Below are 19,797 nucleotides of genomic sequence, written 5' to 3' on the forward strand. Positions count from 1 at the left end.
ACCCGTCACACAGAATTTGGGGCCAGCCAGACCAGGCTTATCTGACCGCGGGCCAGATCGGATTGTCAGTGCCCTGCCGCACACTTCATACATGGCCGACGACGCGCTGGAAATCGGCGAGATCACCATCTCCGACTGGCACGCCCACACCGACAAGATGGCCGAGGCCGGATTCCTCACCATCGCCAGGCGGCTGCCCTCGCTCATCGGGCAGGCCATGCGGCTGGCGTGGCGGGCCAGCCCGCGCGACACCGTCGCCACCGTCTCGCTCAACCTGCTCGGCGGGGTGTTCACCGCCTTCGGGCTGCTGGCCACGACCGGGGTGCTGACGGCGCTGTTCAGCGACGGCCCGACGCCCGACCGGGTGGTGGCCGCGTTGCCGAGCCTGGCCCTGGTGGCGGGGGCGGCGGCGATGCGCACCGCCGTACAGGCGGGGGCCGGGTGGGCGCAGTCGCGGCTCGACCCGCAGGTGAGCCGGCTGACCGAGGAGCGCCTCTACGGCCTGACCAGCCGGGTCGAGCTCGCCGCCTACGACGACCCCGACTTCCACGACGCGCTGCAGCGGGCCAGGCTGCGCGGGGTGGCCATGGCCGACTCGGTGGTCACCTCGGCCATCGACGTGGTCACCGCCCTGGTGGGGCTGCTGGCGGTGGCCGGCGTGCTGGGTGTGCTGCATCCGGTGCTGCTGCCGTTGCTGCTGCTGGCCGTACTGCCCGACGCGTGGGCGGCGGTGCGCAGCGCCCGCATGCGCTACACCACCCTCTACACCCTCATCCCGGCCAACCGCCGCAAATGGATCATCGCCGAGCTGCTGGCGAACCGGCAGCCCGCCGCGGAGGTCCGCTCGTTCACGATGCGCGGCTTCCTTCTGCGCATGTACGACGCGGTCGCCCGCGCCGAGCAGGAGGTTCTGCTGCGCCTGGCCAGGCGCCAGACGCTCACCCGGGTCGTGGGCGAGTCGCTGGGCGGCCTCGGCAGCGGCCTGGTCTACGTGGCGCTCGGCGTCCTGCTGGCGCTCGGCTCCATCCCGCTGGCCGTGGCCGGCACCGCGGTCCTGGCCATCCGCCAGGGCCAGTCGTCGCTGGGCAACCTCATGTACGCCACCAACCGCCTCTACGAGGAGGGCCTCTACTTCACCGACTTCCTCGACTTCTGCGACGACGCCGAGCGCCGCCTGTCCAAGCCGCGCCCGGCGGAGGCTCCGTCGTCCTTCGCCCGCATCTCCGCCCAGGACGTCACCTTCGCCTACCCGGGCTCCGACAACCCGGCGCTGCGCGGCGTCTCCATCGAGGTCAACGAGGGCGAGGTCATCGCGTTCGTGGGTGAGAACGGCTCGGGCAAGACCACGCTCGCCAAGATCCTGTCCGGCCTCTACGAACCCGACTCGGGCAGCGTGACCTGGGACGACGTCGACCTGCGCGACGTCGAGCCCGAGGCGCTCCGGTTGCGCACCGCCGTCATCGCCCAGGACCACACCCGCTGGCCCCTGACCGCCCGCTACAACATCACCATGGGCACCGACAAGGGCGAGGAGGCGCTGGACGCCGCCGCCCGGGTGGCCGGGGCCGACGCGGTCATCGCCGACCTCCCGCACGGCTACCGCACCCTGCTCGACCGCCGCTTCAAGGACGGCCAGGAGCTGTCCGGCGGCCAGTGGCAGCGCATCGCCGTGGCCCGCGGCTTCCATCGCGACGCCCCGCTGCTGATCTGCGACGAGCCCACCGCCGCCCTCGACGCCCGCGCCGAGCACGCCCTGTTCGAACGCATCCGCGACCACGCCGACGGCCGCACGGTCCTGCTGATCACCCACCGGCTGGCCAGCGTCCGCTACGCCGACCGCATCTACGTCCTCGACCACGGCAAGGTCGTCGAGGCCGGCACCCACGCCGCCCTGATGTCACTGAACGGCCTGTACGCCGACCTCTACACCCTGCAGTCGTCGGCCTACCGCGACTAGACGGCGGCGTCGAGGCGGCCCTTCAGCTCCGGGTCGAGGCTCAGCGTGGTGGCGCCGATGGCCTCCTCCAGCTGGGCGAGCCGGGTCGCGCCCACGATCGGCACGTGCCCGCCGGCCAGCACCCAGGCCAGCACGACCTGGTTCGGGGTGGCGCCCAGCTCGGCGGCCACCTCGCGCAGGACCGCCAGGCGGCGGGTGGTGCCGGGGTGGTCGTAGGACTCCGGCAGCGGCCGGTCGGCCCGCCCGGTGTAGGAGCCGGACATGAGCGTGTTGTAGGCCCACAGCGAGATCCCGGTGTCGGCCACGTGCTCCAGTGTCTCCTCGGTCACCAGCACGTGCGCGCTCTCGGCCTGCCGGGTCAGCGGGCGCGGCCGCAGGTAGGTGTGGCGCAGCTGCAGGTGGGTGTACGGGATCCAGCCGCGCCCCGCCGACAGGTTCCTGGCCCGCTCCAGCCGCCAGGCGCGCATGTTGCTGGCCCCGAGAGCGCGGATCTTGCCCTCCGCGGCCAGCGCGTTGAACGCCCCCAAAGACTCCTCAAGCGGGACGGAAGCATCATCAATGTGCGACCAATACACATCGATGTAGTCGGTCCGCAATCTCGTGAGGCTGCCTTCGGCGGCCTTCGCGATCGCCGACGCCGACAGCCCTTCCATCGAGTCGAGCGTGCGGTCACCGGCGACCGTCGGCCGGGCGCCGGCCTTGGTGCTCAGCACCACCCGGTCCCGGTTGCCCCGGGCGGCCAGCCACGCCCCGATGGCCGTCTCGCTCTCGTCCCCGGTGCACCCATCGATCCAGAAGGGGTAGTTGTTGGCCGTGTCGATCATCGTGCCGCCGGCCTCGGCGAACCGGTCGAGCAGGGCGAAGGTGTCGTCCATGGTGACGGCGGTGCCGAAGCCGATCGTGCCCAGTGCGAATCTCATGGCGACGACTGTGGGCCCTGGAGCGCGCTCCAGGTCAAGTTTGACCTGGAGCGCGCTCCAGGTGGGACGATGGGTCGCGTGAGCGTCTACACACCCTCGGAGGTCGTCGAGGAGACCGGCTTCAGCCTCGACACCCTGCGTTACTACGAGAAGATCGGGCTGCTGTCCGGCATCGAACGCAACTCCGCAGGCCAGCGCCGCTTCACCCAGCAGGACCTCGGCTGGCTGAACCTGATCCGCTGCCTGCGCGACACCGGCATGCCCATCGCCGGGATGCTGCGCTTCGCCGACCTGGTCCGCCAGGGCGAGCACACCGTCGCCGAGCGCATCGAGCTCCTCGAAGAGCACGACCGGCGGGTCAAGGAGCAGATCGCCAACCTCGCCGAGCGGCAGAAGTACATCCACCACAAGATTTCCTACTACCGCAGCGTCCTCTAGCCCTGGCTTGGGTTTCCGGCTGTTAGACCGAGGAGCATGGCCGGACCCAGGGCGAGACGGATCAACATCCCCCTGCGCCGAGTGGCGCTGATCTGCTCGGCGATGCTGTTCGCGCTGCTGGCCAACGTCACCTATCTGCAGGCGTTCGAGGCGTACAGCCTGAACGCCGATCCGCGCAACCAGCGCACGATCATCGCCAGGTTCGACCACGCCCGGGGCGACATCTCCACCTATGACGGTTCGGTGATCGCCTACAGCGAGCGCGCGTACGGCGGGCCGTACCTCTATCGGCGGGTTTATCCAGAAGGGGAGCTCTACGCGCCCGCGACCGGCCATCTCTCCCTCTACCGCGAGACCGGCGTCGAGCACGCGGAGGACGGCGTCCTGTCGGGGTCCGACGCCAAGGTCAAGGTACGCGCGCTGGTGAAGGACGGGAGCGCGGCGGGGGCCGACGTCCGGCTGACGATCGTGGACCGGGTGCAGCGGGCCGCCTACGACGCGCTGAAGGCGACCGGGCGGCCCGGCGCCGCCGTGGCGATCAACCCGGTGACCGGGGCGATTCTGGCGATGGCCTCCTATCCGTCCTACGACCCGAACGCCTTCGCCGGGTTCGACGCCCGCGGGCTCGCCGAGACCGACCGGCGCCTGCGCGCCGACCCCGGCAGGCCGCTGCTGAACCGCGCGCTCGGCCAGAACTACCCGCCCGGCTCGACGTTCAAGGTCGTGACCGCGGCGGCGGCGCTGGCCTCCGGCGCGTACACGCCGTCCTCGCAGGTGGACGCGCCCGTCCAGCTGCAGCTTCCCGGCACGACCACCTCCCTGGGCAACTCCGGCGGGACGTCGTGCGGCGACGGACATCCGCCGCTGGGCTACGCCTTCCAGGTGTCCTGCAACACCGCGTTCGCCAACATCGGCCTCGACCTGGGGTCGGACACGCTGCGGGAAGGCGCGCAGGCGTTCGGGTTCGACACCGACGAGCTGACCGTGCCGCTCCCGGTGGCGGAGAGCGGCTACCCGAAGGGCATGGACCAGGCGCAGACCGCCCTGTCGGCGATCGGCCAGTACGAGGACCGGGCGACGCCGCTGATGATCGCCATGATGTCGGCGGCGGTCGCCAACCGGGGCACGCTCATGCGCCCATACCTGGTGGAGGAGGCCCGCCTGCCCGACGGCTCGGTCATCAACCGCGCCTGGCCCACCGAGTACCGCACCACGATGCCCGAGACGGTGGCGGCCGACCTCACCGCGATGATGGTCGCCGTCACCCAGCCCGGCGGTACGGGCGCCGCCGCGGCGATCCCCGGCGTGGCGGTGGCGGCCAAGACCGGGACCGCCGAGCACGCCCAGGGGGCGGCGGCGCACGCCGTCATCACCGCCTTCGCCCCGGCCGACGCGCCGGAGGTGGCGGTGGGCGTGGTCGTGGAGAACGGCGGTTCCGGTGGCGAGACGGCCGCGCCGATCGCCCAGGCCGTCCTCCGCTCGGCCCTCCCCTAGGACACCCGCGACACCCGGATCAGGGAAGGTGGTCGGCCAGGTAGCGGCGGACCAGTTGCTTGCATTCGGCGATCAGCTCGGGGTCGCCGTCCGGGTGCATGCGGAACGCCAGCTTGAGCACCGCGTCCGTGGCCTCCACCGCCACCAGCAGCGCCCGGTCCAGCCCCGACCCCGCGGGCGCGTGGAGCAGGTCGACGGTCAGCGCCCGCAGCCGGTCGGCCACGATGACGTTGTTCTCCAGCGCCGCGTCCAGCGTCCGGTTGGTGCCTTCGACCGCGGGCCCGCCGGGCGTCGGCAGCACCTCCCCGAAGTCCACCACGGCGAACCCGGGCGTCGTGCGCTTCATCGCGACGAACTCGTCGATGGCCAGGTCGACGAGGTCGGTCCAGTGCTCAAGGTCGGCCCCGGCGATCCGCTCGGTCACGCGCTGGAGGAACGCCTCCAGGTTGCGCATGGCCAGGGCGCGGACCAGCCCTTGCTTGTCGGGAAAGAATTGATAGAACGTGCCGATCGGGACCTCAGCTCGGCGCGCGACCTCCTTGGTGGTCAGCGCGTCGTACCCCACTTGGTCGAGCAGCAGCGCGCACTCGTCGAGCATCCGCTCAACCCTCTCCACGCTGCGGCGCTGGGCGGGGCGGCGGCGCAAGGTACTCGTCATGCTCTCCATCCTGGCGCATTACCAGCAAGTACAGTCTTGCTCTTTCGGCCCGGCAATTACATGAGTGATACTCACCTCTTATGAGCACCTTCTTGTGGGGTACGGCTACCGCCGCCTACCAGATCGAGGGCGCCGTCGCGGAGGACGGCCGGGGCCCCTCGATCTGGGACACCTTCACCCACGAGCCCGGCCGCGTGCGCGACGGCCACACCGGCGACGTGGCCTGCGACCATTACCACCGCACCGCCGAGGACATCGCGCTCATGTCCGGTCTCGGCGTCAACGCCTACCGCTTCTCCATCTCCTGGCCCAGGGTTCAGCCCGGCGGCCTTACCAACGAGAAGGGCCTGGGCTTCTACGACCGCCTCGTGGACGACCTGCTGGCCGAGGGCATCACGCCGGTGCCCACCCTGTTCCACTGGGACCTGCCGCAGGAGCTCCAGGACGAGGGCGGCTGGATGAATCGCGATATTTCCGGAAAATTCGCCGATTACGCGGCCATTGTGGCCCACCGCCTGGCCGACCGGGTCGAGACGTGGATCACCCTCAACGAGCCCTTCGTCCACATGGCCTTCGGCTACGCCCTCGGCGTGCACGCCCCCGGCCAGAGCCTGCTGCTCGACGCCCTGCCCACCGCCCACCACCAGCTCCTGGCCCACGGCCTGGCCACCCAGGCGCTCCGCGCGGCCGGCGCCCGCGAGATCCTCATCTCCAACAACTGCACCCCGGTCTGGCCCGCCTCCGGCAGCCCCGAGGACCTCGCCGCCGCCGAGGCCTACGACACGCTGCACAACCGGCTGTTCAACGATCCCATCCTCACCGGGGCCTACCCGGACCTGTCGGCCTTCGGCAAGGACGCCCCGCAGGACGGCCTGGACGTGATCTCCACCCCCATCGACGGCCTCGGCGTCAACTACTACAACCCCACCCGCATCGCCGCGCCGCGGCAGGACGCCTTCCCCTTCGACGACGCCGGCGTCACCGGCTACCCCACCACCGCCTTCGGCTGGCCCGTCGTCCCCGACGGCCTGCACGAGCTGCTGACCGGCCTCAAGCGCCGGTACGGCCGGCGGCTCCCGCCCGTCTACGTCACCGAGAACGGCTGCTCCCAGCCCGACAGCGTCTCCCCCGACGGCACCGTCGACGACCCGGAGCGCATCGCCTTCCTCGACGGCCACCTCGCCGCGCTCCAGCGGGCCAGGCGGGACGGCGTGGACGTGCGCGGCTACTTCGTCTGGTCGCTGCTGGACAACTTCGAGTGGGCGGAGGGCTACCACCAGCGTTTCGGGCTGGTCCACGTGGACTTCGAGACGCTGCGCCGTACGCCCAAGAGCTCCTACCACTGGCTGAAGGACTACTTGGGCCACCAGTAGGAGCGGGGCAGCAGGCGGGCGACGCGCAGCGAGCCGGCCGCGTACCGGCAGATCAGCTCCTTGACCCACGCGCCCGGGCGGCCGGGCAGGATCAGCTCGATCGGCGAGTCGTCGCGGCGCACGACCTGGATGACGCCGTCGCGGCGGCCGAGGCTGACGCACTGGATCATGTAGCGGAAACGGAAGGGGCGGGCCGCGCGGCCGCGGGCGCGGGCGTTGACGGCGTCGGCGGCGTGCGCGGCGATCGGCATCCCGACCGCGCACGACATGCGCGAGAGCCCGGCCCTCGGCACGTCCACGGCGGCGGCGTCGCCGACCACGTAGACGTCGGGGTGGGAGACCGAGCGCAGCGTGGCGTCGACCAGCGTCCTGCCGCGCTCGTCCACCGCCAGCCCGGCCTTGGCGGCAAGTTCCGGCACGGCGAACGAGCCCGCCCACACCACGACGTCGGCCTCGATCGGGCCGTGGGCCGTGCTGAGCCCATCGGGGGTCACCGCCTCGACCCGCGTGTCCGCGTGGACGCTCACCCCCAGCCTGGTCAGCACCTTGGCGACGTGCGCGCGGCCGCGGCGCGACAGTCCGGCGGCCGGGTGGGCGCCGGTGACGAGCTTGACCTGCCAGCGCGGATACGACTCGGCCAGCTCCGTGGCCAGTTCGATCCCGGTCAGCCCGCCGCCCACCACGGCCAGGTGGCCGCCGCCCTGGCGCAGCCGTTCTCCCAGCTCGGCCGCGTTCTCGGCGGCGTAGGCGTGCTCGGCCACGCCCGGGACGCTCGTGTCGGTGAAGCTGCCCAGCGCGTACACGAGCGTGTCGTAGCGGAACTCGCGCCCGTCTCCCAGCGTGAGGGTCCTGTCCTCGGCGTCGATGCCGGTGACCCGGCCCTCGACGGTCCTGATGCCGGTCCCCCGGGTCAGCTCGGCCAGCGGCGTGCTCACCGACGGGCGCCCCGCCGCCCGCTCGTGCAGCCTGATCCGCTCGGTGAAGCTGTCGTCGGCGCTGATCAGGGTGATCCGGTGGCTCCTGTCGAGGCGGAGCGCCGCCGTCATGCCCGCGTAACCGGCTCCGATGACCACGATGTCCATGTCCGTCTCCTGTCCTTCGCTTCTGCAAGGGAGACAGGACGGCTGAGGGAGATGTCTGAGTGAACTACCTCACATGGCCCAGCTTGTCCGGATTTCTCACCACATCGACCTCGGTGATCCGTCCGTCGGAGACGGTGAAGGACATGACGGTGTCCACGATGTCTCCCTCGTTCACGATCACGACGCCCGGCCCGCCGTTGACGTCGCGGAAGTGCGCCGCCATGCCGGTGAACCAGCGCTCGACCAGCCCCATCACGACCCTGGCCACCTTCTCCGCGCCGACGACCGGCACCAGCGCCGCGCCCACCACGCCGCCGCCGTCGGCGCGCCAGACCACGTCCGGGTCGAGGACGGCCACGAGCGCCCGGAGGTCGCCGGTGGTGGCCGCCGCGGCGAAGGCCCGCACCGCCGCCGAATGCTCGGCGCGGTCGAGCGAGCGCCGCGGCGCGTAGTCACGCACGCGCAGCCGCCCTCGCGCCGCCAGCTGCCGGACCGCGCCGGGACTCCTGCCCAGGATGTCGGCGATCTCCTCGTACGGCATCGCGAACACGTCATGCAGCACCAGCGACGTCCGCTCGGCCGGGCTCAGCCGTTCCTGGACGGCCAGCAGCGCCATGCCCACGGACTCGTCCATGGTCGCCCTGTCCTCCGGCCCCGGCTCCTCGACCACCGGCTCGGGCAGCCACGGCCCGATGTAGGACTCGCGCTTGGCGCGGGCGGAGCCGAGCTGGTCGTAGCAGATCCGGCTCACGACGGTGGTCAGGTAGGCCCGGGGACCGGTGACGGCGGCCTGGTCGGCCTGCCGCCAGCGCAGCCAGGCCTCCTGCACGGCGTCGTCGGCGTCGGCGACGCTGCCCAGCAGCCGGTAGGCCACGGCCCACAGGTGGCTGCGGTGCTCCTCGAAGTCCATCAGAAGACGGAGACGTGGACGTGGTCGTAGTGGTTGGCGGTCACGCTGCCGCGGTCGGACATGGGATCCCAGCCGCCGCCCGAACGGATGTCGTAGTAGCGCTGTTTCCAGATGATGTACATCACGCCGAGGCGGGAGCCGTTCTTGATCAGGAACTCGGCCAGGGCGTCACCCCGGTCGGCGTCGGCGCCGGAGGCGTAGCCGCGCGAGACCATGAAGTCGCAGGCCCGGCCCTTTCCGTGCTCGCCGGGGTCGCCGGGGCGCAGGCAGCCCACGCCGTAGGGCATGGGGAAGTTCTGCATGACCTCGATCTTCACGCTGGTCATGCGCTGGGTGAGGCCCGCGCCGCCGGTCGGGGTCTGGAAACCGTACTTGGCCAGGAGCTTCTCGACGTCGCGCCGCTTGTCGCGCATCTCCTTGATCTTCTTCTCGAGCTCCTTGATCTTGGCGTCCGCCGCCTTCTTGGCGGTGCCGGCGCTCTTGATCAGCTGCTCGATGCGCTGGACCCGGCTGGTGCGCTCGTCGGACATGTACTGCATGTTCGCGGCCTGGCCGAGCAGCATGGCGGGGTCGGCGATGGCCAGGAGCTGGGTCCCGTCGAGCGGACCGCCCATGTAGGTGCTCTGGGCGATGTTGGCGACCTCGCTGCGCGCCGCGCCGAGCTGGCCCCTGAGCTTGTCGGCGTTCTCGGTGGCCTTCTTGGCCTGGATGCGCGCGTCCTCCAGGAACTCGATCTGGCCGCGGAAGAGCTTGTTGAGCTGGGCGGCCTGTTTCGTCAGCTTGCGCAGCTGCGCGGGGCTGCCGGGATCGGCGGTGGCGGCCTGCGGAAGAGGCGCTGCGAGCAGGCCGACGAGCACGGTGGCGATGGCGGCGAAACGCCTGACTCCCACGCTCGTCCCTCCCCTCCTCGACGTGGTGACTATAGAAGATGATCTTGGTCGTTGCCACCGGAACCGACGAACCCATGCACCATTGGCGAAGTATCTACCACTTTGTGAGGTAGCCCCGAACTTTGGGTCTTGCCGAGGACACCCCGCGGAGCGAAATTGCGAGCGAATCGTCTCTGCGAAGGGGCAGACCGTGTCACGTTCTTTAACGCTCCTCACAGCCGTCCTCATCGGCTTAGGCAGCTCCCTGGTCTCCGTCGAGGCCCAGGCGTCGGTCGTGAATCCACTGCCGCCCAGCGATCGTATCGAGCTCTACCAGCTCGACAGCCCGCTCGGCACCGGCGAGAAACTCAGGGAGGCAGGCTTCGACGTCGTACAACAGCAGGTCAACGGCGGTAAGGAGCACATCGAGCTGACCGCCGACCAGGCGGGGCTCGCGGGGCTCGCCAAGCTCGGCCACAAGCCGGAGCCCGTGCGCAACCAGCAGGGCCAGACACAGCTGGAGGCGGCCAAGGCCCAGGCCACCGGCGGCTACACCGTCTGGAAGTCCTACACGGAGCCGGGCGGCATCGCCGACCAGCTCAGGGCCATCGCCAACGCCAACAAAGACGTGGTCAAGCTGATGTCCATCGGCAAGACCATCCAGGGCAAGGACATCCTCGCCGCCAAGGTCACCTCACTGGCCCGCATCCTGCCGGACGGCGCCAAGCCCGCGGTCTTCTACTCCTCCACGCAGCACGCGCGCGAGTGGATCTCGACCGAGGTCAACATGCGGCTGCTCAAGCACGTGGTCGCCAACAAGGCGTCACTGCGCGGCCTGCTGGGCACCACCGAGCTCTGGTTCCTGCCGGTGGCCAACCCCGACGGCTACGACTTCACCTTCACCGAGGGCAACCGCCTCTGGCGTAAGAACCTGCGCGACGTGAACGGCGACGGGACCATCACCCGGGGCGACGGCGTCGACCCGAACCGGAACTTCCCCACGAACTTCCACTACGACGAGGAGGGCTCCTCCTCGATCCCGAGCAGCGACACCTACCGGGGCGCCGGCCCGGCCAGCGAGCCGGAGACCAAGGCGTTCGACGGCCTGATGAAGCGCATCCGGTTCGCGTTCAACGTCAACTACCACTCCTTCGGCCCGCTGCTGCTCTACCCGCTGGGTGTGCAGATCGCCACGGAGACCGCCGACAACCCGATCTACGAGGCGCTGTCGGGCGACGACGCCAACCCGGCGATCCCCGGCTTCGACCCCGACCTCGGCGCGGAGCTGTACATCACCAACGGCGACACCAACGACCGCGCGCACTCCGAGTACGGCACGCTGTCCTGGACCCCCGAGCTGAACGAGGGCTGCGAAGGCTGCGGCTTCGTCTTCCCCGATGACGAGGCGCTGGTCCAGGCGGAGTTCGAGAAGAACATCCCCTTCGCGCTCGACGTGGCCAAGTCCGCGCGCAACCCGGTCGAACCCGTCAGCCACCTGGGCAACACGACACCGGACTTCGTCCTGGACGCCTTCGAGACCAGCAACGGCCGCGACCAGGTCGTCCAGGTCAACGCCAAGCGCAAGCTGGGTCCGGTCTGGCTGCGGTACCAGGTCAACGGGGGGCGCACCAAGAGCGTCCTGACCGGCGAATGGCGCGGCGGCGAGCGCTACGGCGACGGCTACAACCGCTACTACCACTGGATGCGCGGCAAGATCACCGGCACCCGGCCGGGCGACACGGTGAAGGTCTGGTTCAGCTCGATCGCCAAGAAGAGCGACTCCTTCACCTACAAGGTCAACAGCGACATCGGGGGCAAGGTTCTCGTCCTGGCCGCCGAGGACGTCACCGGCATCAGCCCCGTCCAGGGCGTCACCGAGGCGAAGTACGCCGACGAGTACGTCAAGTCGCTCGACGAGGCCGGCTACAGCTCCGACGTCTACGACGTGGACAAGGCCGGACGCAAGGCCCCGCACCCGCTCGGCACGCTGAGCCACTACAAGGCGATCGTCTGGGAGACCGGCGACGACATCATCCCGAGAAGCGTCGGCCAGGCCCCCGGCACCACGTCCAAGCTGGGCGTGGACACCGAACTCGCGGTGCGCGACTACCTCAACGAGGGCGGCAAGCTGCTGCACGCCGGCAAGTACCCGTCCTACGCGGCCAACAACAACGGCGCCTACTTCTTCCAGCCCAACCAGCCCACGCAGCCCGAGTGCACGACTCCGTCCGACCCGCCGTGCATCCCGATCTTCAACGACTTCCAGCAGTACTGGCTCGGCGCCTACGTCTTCTTCGACGACGCCGGCACCGACCACGGCACCGGCAACCCCTTCGCCCTCCAGGGCAAGGGCGGCAGGTTCGAGGGCTTCAACGGCACGCTCGAACCCACCCACACCAACTCCTACGTGGCCACCTCGGCGATCCTGCCCGCCGCGCAGTTCCCGCTGTTCGCCAGCTCCGCCCAGATCAAGTGGGTACGGCCCGGCGGCCCCTTCGACCCGCACACCGGCGCCTGGGACGTCTACAGCGGCATCGCCGACGTCTCCTGGAAGCGCCTGACCAAGACCGTCAACCTGACCGGCAAGAGCAGCGGCGACCTGTCGTTCTGGACCTCCTACGACACCGAGGGCGCCTGGGACTTCCTGACCGTCGAGGCCCGCACCGCCGGGCAGGACGACTGGACCACCCTGCCCGACGCCAACGGCCACACCACCCAGGACACCGGGGAGAGCTGCAAGACCGAGAACTCCGGCGGCTGGCGCGACATCCACCCCTTCACCCAGCGCTACCAGGGCGTCAACTGCGAGCCCACCGGCACCTCAGGCGCCTGGCACGCCGCCTCGGGCAACTCGGGCGGCTGGCAGCAGTGGAAGATCGACCTGACCCCGTACGCGGGCAAGCAGGTCGAGCTGTCGATCTCCTACATCAGCGACTGGGCCACCCAGGGCGCCGGCGTCTTCCTCGACGACTTCACGGTGACCCTGGACGGCGCGAGCGCCGAGCAGACCTCGTTCGAGTCGGACCTGGGCGGCTGGACCGCGGCCGACCCGCCGGCGGGGTCGGCGCCTTCGGTCAACAACTGGTTCCGCACCGACCAGCTCTTCGAGGAGGGTGGCGGCATCGTCACCCGTGACACGGTCTACCTCGGGTTCGGCGCGGAGAGCCTGACCACGCAGGCCATCCGGACCGATCTGGTGAGGAGGGCGATGAAGCACCTGATCGGCTAGCCACCTCTAGGGCGGCTGCCGAGCGGAGTCACACCGGGCACCAGCACGAGCCCACCCGACCCGCTCCGGCAGCCGCCCACCCCCGAACCCGCATCCCCTCCCATGCCGCGACCGGTCCCCGGCGGCGCCGTCCAGGAGCGCGCCCCGCCCCTTCCCGCGCCAGGCCCCCCTCCCGGACCGTGACCCGCGCCCCGAGGCCCATAGGCTTCCCGGGTGGCGCGACGGGCACCGAGGTTCCTGGTGCCCTTGCCGTTCTGGACAGAACATGGTTCGGTTTCCCTGGACACCACTCTTCGCCAGAGGAAGACTGAACCAAGCAAGCATTCGGTCGGTAGGAGGCTCACGACATGCGCCAGCACGACACGCTCTTCATCGGGGGCGAATGGGTGGCCCCCGCGGGCACCGGTGTGATCGACGTCATCTCCCCGCACACCGAGGAGGTCGTGGGCCGGGTACCCGACGGCACCCCGGCCGACATGGACCGCGCGGTGGCCGCCGCCCGCGAGGCCTTCGACCACGGCCCCTGGCCCCGCATGACCTTCGCGGAACGCGCCGCGGTCATCGGCAGGCTGGCCGACATCTACGCCGCCAAGCAGGGCGAGATGGCCGCGCTCATCACCGAGGAGATGGGCTCACCGATTACCTTCTCCAACCTCGCCCAGACGCCGCAGCCGCTCGGCATGCTGCAGTTCTACGCCGAGTACGGCAGGACGTTCGAGCAAGAGGAGGAGCGTCCCGGCCTGTTCGGCCCCACCACCGTGCGGCGCGAGCCCGTCGGCGTGGTGGCCGCGATCGTGCCGTGGAACGTCCCGCAGTTCGTCTCGATGACCAAAATCGCACCGGCGCTGCTTGCCGGGTGCACGATCGTGCTCAAGCCCGCGCCGGAGACACCGCTCGACTCCTACATGTTCGCGGACATGGTCACCGAGGCCGGCGTCCCGGCGGGCGTGCTCAACATCGTCCCCGCGGGCCGCGAGGCCGGCGAGCACCTCGTCTCCCACCCGGACGTCGACAAGGTCGCCTTCACCGGCTCCACCGCCGCCGGCCGGCGCATCGCCGCCATCTGCGGCGAGCAGCTCAAGCGGGTCAGCCTCGAACTGGGCGGCAAGTCCGCCGCCATCATCCTCGACGACGCCGACCTGCCCGCCAGCATGGGCATGCTCGCCATCGCCTCGCTCATGAACAACGGCCAGGCCTGCGTGGCCCAGACGCGCATCCTCGCCTCCCGCAACAGGTACGACGAGGTCGTCGAGGCCGTCGCCGCCATGGTCAGTTCCCAGCCCGTGGGCGACCCGGCCGACCCGGCGACCGGCATCGGCCCCCTGGTCGCCAAGCGGCAGCAGGAGCGGGTGGAGGGATACATCAAGATCGGCATGGACGAGGGCGCCAAGGTCGTCGTCGGCGGCCTGTCCCGTCCGATGGACCGCGGCTGGTACGTGGCCCCCACCGTCTTCGCCGGAGCCACCAACGACATGCGGATCGCCCGCGAGGAGATCTTCGGCCCCGTGCTCGCCGTCATCCCCTACGAGGACGAGGCGGACGCGCTGCGCATCGCTAACGACAGCGAGTACGGCCTGTGCGGCACCGTCTGGACCGCGGACGCCGACCACGGCATGGACATCGCCCGCCAGGTCCGCACCGGCACCTACGGCGTCAACTGCCTCATGCTGGAGGCCAACGTCCCGTTCGGCGGCTACAAGGCCAGCGGCCTCGGCCGCGAACTCGGGCCCGAGGGCCTGAGCGCCTACCTGGAGTACAAGACCATCGCCCGCCTGGGCTGACCACCACCCAAAGGCGAAACCCGAACCCCCGACAAGCCGAACCTCTGCGCCAGGTCACACTCCGAGGCGGGTGAACCCAGGACTGACCTGGGGAAGCAGGGAAGTACGAAAGGGGCCCGTGACTCCACGGGCCCCTTCGCACGTCTAGATGGCACCCAGCGCGCCCCCGCAACGCTGGGCGACCGCCTGACTACATGAAGTATGTCCTACGGTCTCCACCAGGGGCGGTTTCCTTCCCCAAGGACTTTCTCCCGGCGGTTTTCTTCCATCCGCCCTAGGTAGACGCCTATTACTCAGGAAAGGTTCGAATCAATCCACTTTCCGATCCGGAGAACCAGATCCGGCCTGGCCGCCGACTCGGCGTGGCCGTACCCCGGCTCGATCCACAGCTCTTTGGGCTCCCGGGCGCCGTCGTAGAGCTGACGGGCGTGCTCCAGGGGGAAGAAGGTGTCCGCGTCCCCATGCACGATCAGCAAGGGGGTGGGCGAGATCAGGGCGGCGGCCTCGTGCGGCGGCATCGGCACCGGGTCCCACTGCCCGCGCGCGATCCGGGTCCGCTTGACCACGCGCGCGGCGATCCGGCCGATCGGCTTCTCGATCGCCCAGTGGACCTGGCGCATCGGCTTGGTGCCCCGGTAGTACCACCGCGCGGGGCCGCTCACCGCGACCACCGCGTCGATCCCCCCGTGCAACCCCGCATGCCGTACGGCGACCGCCGCCCCCATGGAGAAGCCCACCACGGCGACCTCGCGGTACCCGATGACCCGCGCGTGCCGTACCGCGGCCTCCACGTCGTGGACCTCAAGGTCGCCCACGGTGCTCTCGCCGCCCGAGTGCCCGTGCCCGCGGAAGTCGAAGGACACCACCCCGCCGAACCGGCTGAGCACGTGGGTGATCCGCCGCGTGTCCGCGCACCGCCACGACCCGGTGAACCCGTGGGCCAGCACGATCCCGACCTCGGCATCGCCGGAGGCGGAGGGCGTGTGGACCCCTTCCAGGCGGACGCCGTCCGAGGTCCTGAGCATGACGGGAAAATTCTTCGCAAGCGGCATGAATCCGAGCTTAGGCACCCAGTTCAGCGGCGCTCATCACCACCCTGATCCTGGAGTCCTGGGCGGCCGCGAGCGCCCGAGGATCGTCGGAGATCATCAGCCGCGCGGAGCTGGTCACGACCCGCTCCCAGAGGCCGTCGCCGTCGGGCGCCAGCGGCGAGACGGCCGCTCCCGCAGCCATCACCGCGTCCGCCGCCACCAGCAGGTCGGATCCGACCGGCAGGCAGATCAGCACCGTGTCGCCCGCCCGCACACCTCGCCGCCGGAGCAGCGCGGCCGCCGTGGCCAGCCGCTCATCGTGCTGTTCTTCGGTGAGCGTCTGCCCCGTCCCGGGGTCGATCATGACGATGCGCTGGTCCATGCGACCACGGTAGGGACGCCGGGATCCGCGCACATGGGGCGGATTATGCAGATGATTATGCAGAAGGAACACCATGGTCGGCGGCCCACACGGCGATCTGCGCGCGCGAGGTGTAGCCGAGCTTGTCCATGATGTTGGCGATGTGCCGGGCCACCGTGGCCGGGCTGATCACCAGTTCCTCGGCGATGGCCTTGTTGGACAGGCCGCGGGTGAGCATGCCGGCGATCTCCTGCTCGCGGGTGGTCAACAGCGAGCCGCGTACCGGCTCCACCTGGACCGGGCCCGCGGCCGGTTCCGGCCTGCGCCCCTCCAGCACCTGCGTCGCCACCTCGAACGGCGGCCGCGAGCGCCCCATCGACCACAACGACGTCGTACGGCCCTCGCCCAGCTTGGCACGGGCGGCCGACAGCAGTTCGTCGACCTTGACCGAGCCGGTCCGCTGGCCCATCGACTCGCGCAGGGCGGCCACCGCGGACGAGGCCAGCACCGCGCTCTCCAGGTCGCCCTCGGCCCGTGCCAGCGCGGACAGCGACACCAGGCAGCGGTTCATGGCCTGGCGCAGGCCGCACTCGCGGGCCGTGGCGACCGCCTCGGCCAGCCGTTCGCGGGCGGCGGCCAGGTCGCCGAGCTGCGCGCAGACGCGGCCGCTCCTGGCGAGGTTCTGGGCGAGGTCGCCGCGGTTGCCGAGCTCGCGCAGCCAGGAGATGGCCGCGTCGTAGTGCTCGGCCGCCGCCTCCAGGTCGCCGCGGGTCTCGGCGGCCAGCCCCAGGTGGGAGGCGGCCATGGCGAGGATCCACGGATGGCCGTGCGCGCTCGCCACGGTGTAGGCCTCCTCCGCGCCGCGCTGGGCCTCGCGCTGGCGGCCGCGCTGCAGCGAGTAGATGGACCCCTCGATGAGCGCCCCGGCCTCGTTGAACCGGTCGCCGTTGTCCCTGGCCACCGCCAGCGCGCCGTCGATGTGGGCGGTCGCCTCGTCGCCCCTGCCCATGCGCAGCAGCGCTCCGCCGGCCACCGTGTGGGCCGTGGCCAGGACGAACGGGTCCCCCGCCATGCCGGCCAGGCCCTCGCGGGCGGCGGCCAGGCCGCTGTCGAGGTCGTCGCGGGTCAGCAGCCCGTACGCCATGTAGCCCTTCGCCAGCCCGATCTGCTCCGGCGCCACCAGGCTGAGGTCCTGCCGCAGCAGCCGCTCGACCCAGCCGACGACCTCGGCGGCGCTGCCGCCCAGCGACAGCAGGCCGCTGCTGCGCATGCACAGCCGCAGCCCCACGGTGACGTTGCCGGAGCGTAGCGCCCACTCCAGAGCGGCCCGCTGGTCGGCGAGCCGGTCGCGGCTGCCGGTGTGGGCGGCCAGCCGTTCGCGCCAGGTGACGCCGGGCGTGAGGAACTCCGCGTCGAAGGCCCGCTCCTGAAGCTTGCACAGCACTCTCAGGTGCAGGTCGCGCACCATCCGCTCCTCGTCGGAGTCGGCCAGCCGCTCGGCGGCGAACTGCCGGATGGTGTCGAGCAGCCGGAAGCGCCCGCGGTCCTCGTCGCAGACCACCAGCGACTTGTCGACCAGCGCGCCCAGCAGCGTGACCATGCGCGACTCCGACAGCGGCGGCTCGGCGCACACCCGCTCGACCAGGTCGAGGTCGAAGCCGCCGGCCAGCACCGACAGCCGGCGCAGCAGCGTCTTCTCCGCCTCCGACAGCAGGTCGTGGCTCCACTCGACCGCCGCGGCCAGCGTCCGCTGCCGGGCGGGAGCCGTACGGTCGCCGGAGGTGAGCAGCGCGAACCGGTCGTCGATCCGGTCGGCGATCTGGCCGGGGCTCAGCATGCGGGTGCGGGCGGCGGCCAGTTCGATGGCCAGCGGGAGCCCGTCGAGCGCGCGGCAGAGCCTGGCCACGTCGGGCAGGCTCTCCTCGCCGAGCTGGGTTCCGGCGGCCCGCGCCCGGTTGAGGAACAACTGCACCGACTCGGCCGCCGACGGGTCGGCGCCGGGCAGGTCGAGCGGCGGCACGTGCCAGATCAATTCGCCGGAGATGCGCAGCGCCTCCCGGCTCGTGGCCAGCACCCGTATACCCGGGCAGCCCGCCATCAGCGCCGCCGCCGCGTGCGCGGTGGCCTCGACGAGGTGCTCGCAGTTGTCCAGCAGGACCAGGCAGCTCGACCCGGCCAGCCGGGTGACGACGGCGTCGGTGAGGTCGCGGCCGCGCTCGCTCTCCAGCCCGAACACCTCGGCGATCTCCTGCATGACCAGCTCAGGCCGGGAGATCTTGGCGAGTTCGACCGCCCACACGCCGTCGGCGAAGTCGTCGAGCAGCCGGTGGGCCACGCGTAACGCCAGCCGCGTCTTGCCGATGCCCCCGACTCCGCACAAGGTCACCGCGCGCGTCTCGTCGAACATCGCGCACAGGTCGCCGATGTCGCGTTCACGGCCGACGAACCGGTTGGGCTCGGCCGGCAGGTTGTGCCGCGGGGCATCCGCCATGACTTCACAGTGGCGCACTTGGCGCGCTCTGTCACCGTTTTCTCACAGCGCGAGTGAGCTCGTGACCGCCCGGTCGTCGACCACCCGCAGCAGCGGATCGCCCAGCAGCCGCCTGGCCAGCTCGTACGGCGCCACGACCAGCGTGGCCGCGTGCTCGCTGGCCAGCACCCTGCAGCCGATCAGCGTCGGCTCGTGCGCCACGACCACGTGCGCGCCGCACATGAGCGCGAGGTCCAGCGCGCGCAGCGCCTTGAACACGTCGGTGACGGCCACCAGCACCACGTCGTCCTTGTCGATGAGCAGCCGGGCGGCGAGCCTGCGCAGGTCGCCGGCGAGCTCCTCGTGGCTCAGCACCCGCCGGCCGTCGAGGGTCAGCGCCGGTCCTGCCAGCGGGCCGAAGTCCACGCGCTGCTCGCCGATCAGCGAGGAGAACCGGTCGGGTCCCTGGCCCGGCTCGAAGGTGAACACCTTCTCCGCCCGTGTCTCGCGCGTCCGGTGGACGACGGCCAGCCGCGCGACGCCGCCAGGATTGAGCAGCGCCACCCCGCCCGACCAGGCGACGGCGTGCACCGCGCACGGCAGCGCCGCGCCCGGAGGCAGGTCGACCAGCACGTGGTCCCCGTACCTCAAGCCGTGACGGCGCAACCCGGCCGCCGCGTGAGTGACTCGGCGGACGAGAGTGGCATAGGTCATGACCTCGCCGGTCCGTACGTCGGTGACCGCGGGACGGTCGCCGCCGGCCGGAGCCGCGTTCATGACCAACTCTGTCCAGGTCATGCCGTCAATGTAGGGAGCAACGCCCGCCCCGGCATCATCATGAATGTGCAAGCGGCTATGTATCTCTACGCCGGCGCCGTGGACGAGACGGCCGATCGCATCCTCGATGCCGCTTTCGCGTGGATCGTGGAGCACGGCCCGCGCCGGACCACCGCGGTCTACCGGTTCCGGACGGAGACGATCCTGCCGCGCCCGACGCCGGAGGCGGGGCCGTACCTTAAGGTGGCGAGGGAACATCTGACCGGGCATCTGCGCGGCCCGGAATCAGAAGCGGTCGCCGAAGTGTTCATAAGGGTGACCCTGTCGTTCCTGCTCACCCCGGACAGCGTCGTACCCCTGAGCAGCGATGAGGAGGCCAGGGCGTTCGCCGCCCGGCACCTCGTGCCGCTCCTGCCATGAGCGGGATCAACTAGACTTAATAGGCCG

General features: G+C 70.8%; 16 protein-coding genes. 7 read left to right on the forward strand and 9 right to left on the reverse strand.

The genetic code is table 11. From position 1 onward, the window contains the following. The first annotated feature begins 91 nt into the window (after window positions 1-91). A complete protein-coding gene (locus ACIBI5_RS09210; RefSeq protein ID WP_397244862.1) occupies window positions 92-1,957 on the forward strand; it encodes an ABC transporter ATP-binding protein in 1,866 nt (621 codons plus the stop codon). Here the strand turns inward: ACIBI5_RS09210 and ACIBI5_RS09215 are convergent. Beyond that, window positions 1,954-2,877 carry an aldo/keto reductase gene (locus ACIBI5_RS09215; RefSeq protein WP_397244864.1) on the reverse strand — a complete coding sequence of 308 codons (924 nt, stop codon included), beginning with the start codon at window positions 2,875-2,877 and terminating at the stop codon, window positions 1,954-1,956. The genes ACIBI5_RS09210 and ACIBI5_RS09215 overlap by 4 nt on opposite strands. A gap of 69 nt (window positions 2,878-2,946) precedes the next feature. On the opposite strand from ACIBI5_RS09215, the gene ACIBI5_RS09220 reads away from it, so the two are divergent. Then, the gene (locus ACIBI5_RS09220) at window positions 2,947-3,315 is read left to right on the forward strand and encodes a MerR family transcriptional regulator (RefSeq protein ID WP_379612440.1); all 369 of its coding nucleotides are present in this window, start codon (window positions 2,947-2,949) and stop codon (window positions 3,313-3,315) included. 36 nt (window positions 3,316-3,351) lie between these two features. Beyond that, complete coding sequence (locus ACIBI5_RS09225) at window positions 3,352-4,809, forward strand: peptidoglycan D,D-transpeptidase FtsI family protein (protein ID WP_397244866.1); 1,458 nt, start codon at window positions 3,352-3,354, stop codon at window positions 4,807-4,809. A 19-nt stretch (window positions 4,810-4,828) separates the two neighbouring features. Here ACIBI5_RS09225 and ACIBI5_RS09230 read toward each other — a convergent pair whose 3' ends face one another. Then, window positions 4,829-5,476: a TetR family transcriptional regulator gene (locus tag ACIBI5_RS09230; RefSeq protein ID WP_397244868.1), complete on the reverse strand. Its 648-nt coding sequence runs from the start codon at window positions 5,474-5,476 to the stop codon at window positions 4,829-4,831. Window positions 5,477-5,547: 71 nt separating this feature from the next. Here ACIBI5_RS09230 and ACIBI5_RS09235 point away from each other — a divergent pair, with 71 nt between their 5' ends. Further along, on the forward strand, window positions 5,548-6,840 hold the full coding sequence (locus ACIBI5_RS09235) for a GH1 family beta-glucosidase (RefSeq protein WP_397244870.1): 1,293 nt from the start codon (window positions 5,548-5,550) through the stop codon (window positions 6,838-6,840). Here the strand turns inward: ACIBI5_RS09235 and ACIBI5_RS09240 are convergent. The 3 genes from ACIBI5_RS09240 to ACIBI5_RS09250 all read right to left on the reverse strand — a co-directional run bounded on the left by ACIBI5_RS09240 (window position 6,822) and on the right by ACIBI5_RS09250 (window position 9,722). Beyond that, window positions 6,822-7,922: an NAD(P)/FAD-dependent oxidoreductase gene (locus ACIBI5_RS09240; protein WP_397244872.1), complete on the reverse strand. Its 1,101-nt coding sequence runs from the start codon at window positions 7,920-7,922 to the stop codon at window positions 6,822-6,824. The genes ACIBI5_RS09235 and ACIBI5_RS09240 overlap by 19 nt on opposite strands. Window positions 7,923-7,986: 64 nt before the next feature. Beyond that, window positions 7,987-8,832, reverse strand: coding sequence for an RNA polymerase sigma factor SigJ (sigJ, locus tag ACIBI5_RS09245; protein ID WP_397244874.1), 846 nt, complete (start codon window positions 8,830-8,832; stop codon window positions 7,987-7,989). Then, the gene (locus tag ACIBI5_RS09250) at window positions 8,832-9,722 is read right to left on the reverse strand and encodes a coiled-coil domain-containing protein (protein ID WP_397244876.1); all 891 of its coding nucleotides are present in this window, start codon (window positions 9,720-9,722) and stop codon (window positions 8,832-8,834) included. Before ACIBI5_RS09250 ends, sigJ begins: the two co-directional genes overlap by 1 nt. 190 nt (window positions 9,723-9,912) lie before the next feature. Here ACIBI5_RS09250 and ACIBI5_RS09255 point away from each other — a divergent pair, with 190 nt between their 5' ends. Further along, window positions 9,913-12,930: a M14 family zinc carboxypeptidase gene (locus ACIBI5_RS09255; RefSeq protein ID WP_397244878.1), complete on the forward strand. Its 3,018-nt coding sequence runs from the start codon at window positions 9,913-9,915 to the stop codon at window positions 12,928-12,930. Window positions 12,931-13,277: 347 nt separating this feature from the next. Next, the gene (locus ACIBI5_RS09260) at window positions 13,278-14,711 is read left to right on the forward strand and encodes an aldehyde dehydrogenase (protein WP_397244881.1); all 1,434 of its coding nucleotides are present in this window, start codon (window positions 13,278-13,280) and stop codon (window positions 14,709-14,711) included. A 293-nt stretch (window positions 14,712-15,004) separates the two neighbouring features. On the opposite strand, the gene ACIBI5_RS09265 is transcribed toward ACIBI5_RS09260, so the two are convergent. Genes ACIBI5_RS09265 through ACIBI5_RS09280 form a run of 4 tightly spaced genes read right to left on the reverse strand, consistent with a single transcriptional unit; the run spans window position 15,005 to window position 19,371 of the window. Beyond that, window positions 15,005-15,763, reverse strand: coding sequence for an alpha/beta hydrolase (locus tag ACIBI5_RS09265; RefSeq protein WP_397244883.1), 759 nt, complete (start codon window positions 15,761-15,763; stop codon window positions 15,005-15,007). Window positions 15,764-15,773: 10 nt separating this feature from the next. Continuing rightward, window positions 15,774-16,124, reverse strand: a complete 351-nt coding sequence (locus ACIBI5_RS09270; protein ID WP_184960361.1) for an AMP-binding protein — start codon at window positions 16,122-16,124, stop codon at window positions 15,774-15,776. Window positions 16,125-16,179: 55 nt separating this feature from the next. Continuing rightward, the gene (locus ACIBI5_RS09275) at window positions 16,180-18,594 is read right to left on the reverse strand and encodes a LuxR C-terminal-related transcriptional regulator (RefSeq protein ID WP_397244885.1); all 2,415 of its coding nucleotides are present in this window, start codon (window positions 18,592-18,594) and stop codon (window positions 16,180-16,182) included. A 42-nt stretch (window positions 18,595-18,636) separates the two neighbouring features. Then, on the reverse strand, window positions 18,637-19,371 hold the full coding sequence (locus tag ACIBI5_RS09280) for an AMP-binding protein (protein WP_397244887.1): 735 nt from the start codon (window positions 19,369-19,371) through the stop codon (window positions 18,637-18,639). A gap of 57 nt (window positions 19,372-19,428) precedes the next feature. Here ACIBI5_RS09280 and ACIBI5_RS09285 point away from each other — a divergent pair, with 57 nt between their 5' ends. Next, the gene (locus ACIBI5_RS09285) at window positions 19,429-19,770 is read left to right on the forward strand and encodes a hypothetical protein (RefSeq protein ID WP_397244889.1); all 342 of its coding nucleotides are present in this window, start codon (window positions 19,429-19,431) and stop codon (window positions 19,768-19,770) included. Window positions 19,771-19,797 lie beyond the last annotated feature (27 nt).

Source organism: Nonomuraea sp. NPDC050540 (assembly GCF_044457485.1).
Lineage (GTDB): Bacteria > Actinomycetota > Actinomycetes > Streptosporangiales > Streptosporangiaceae > Nonomuraea.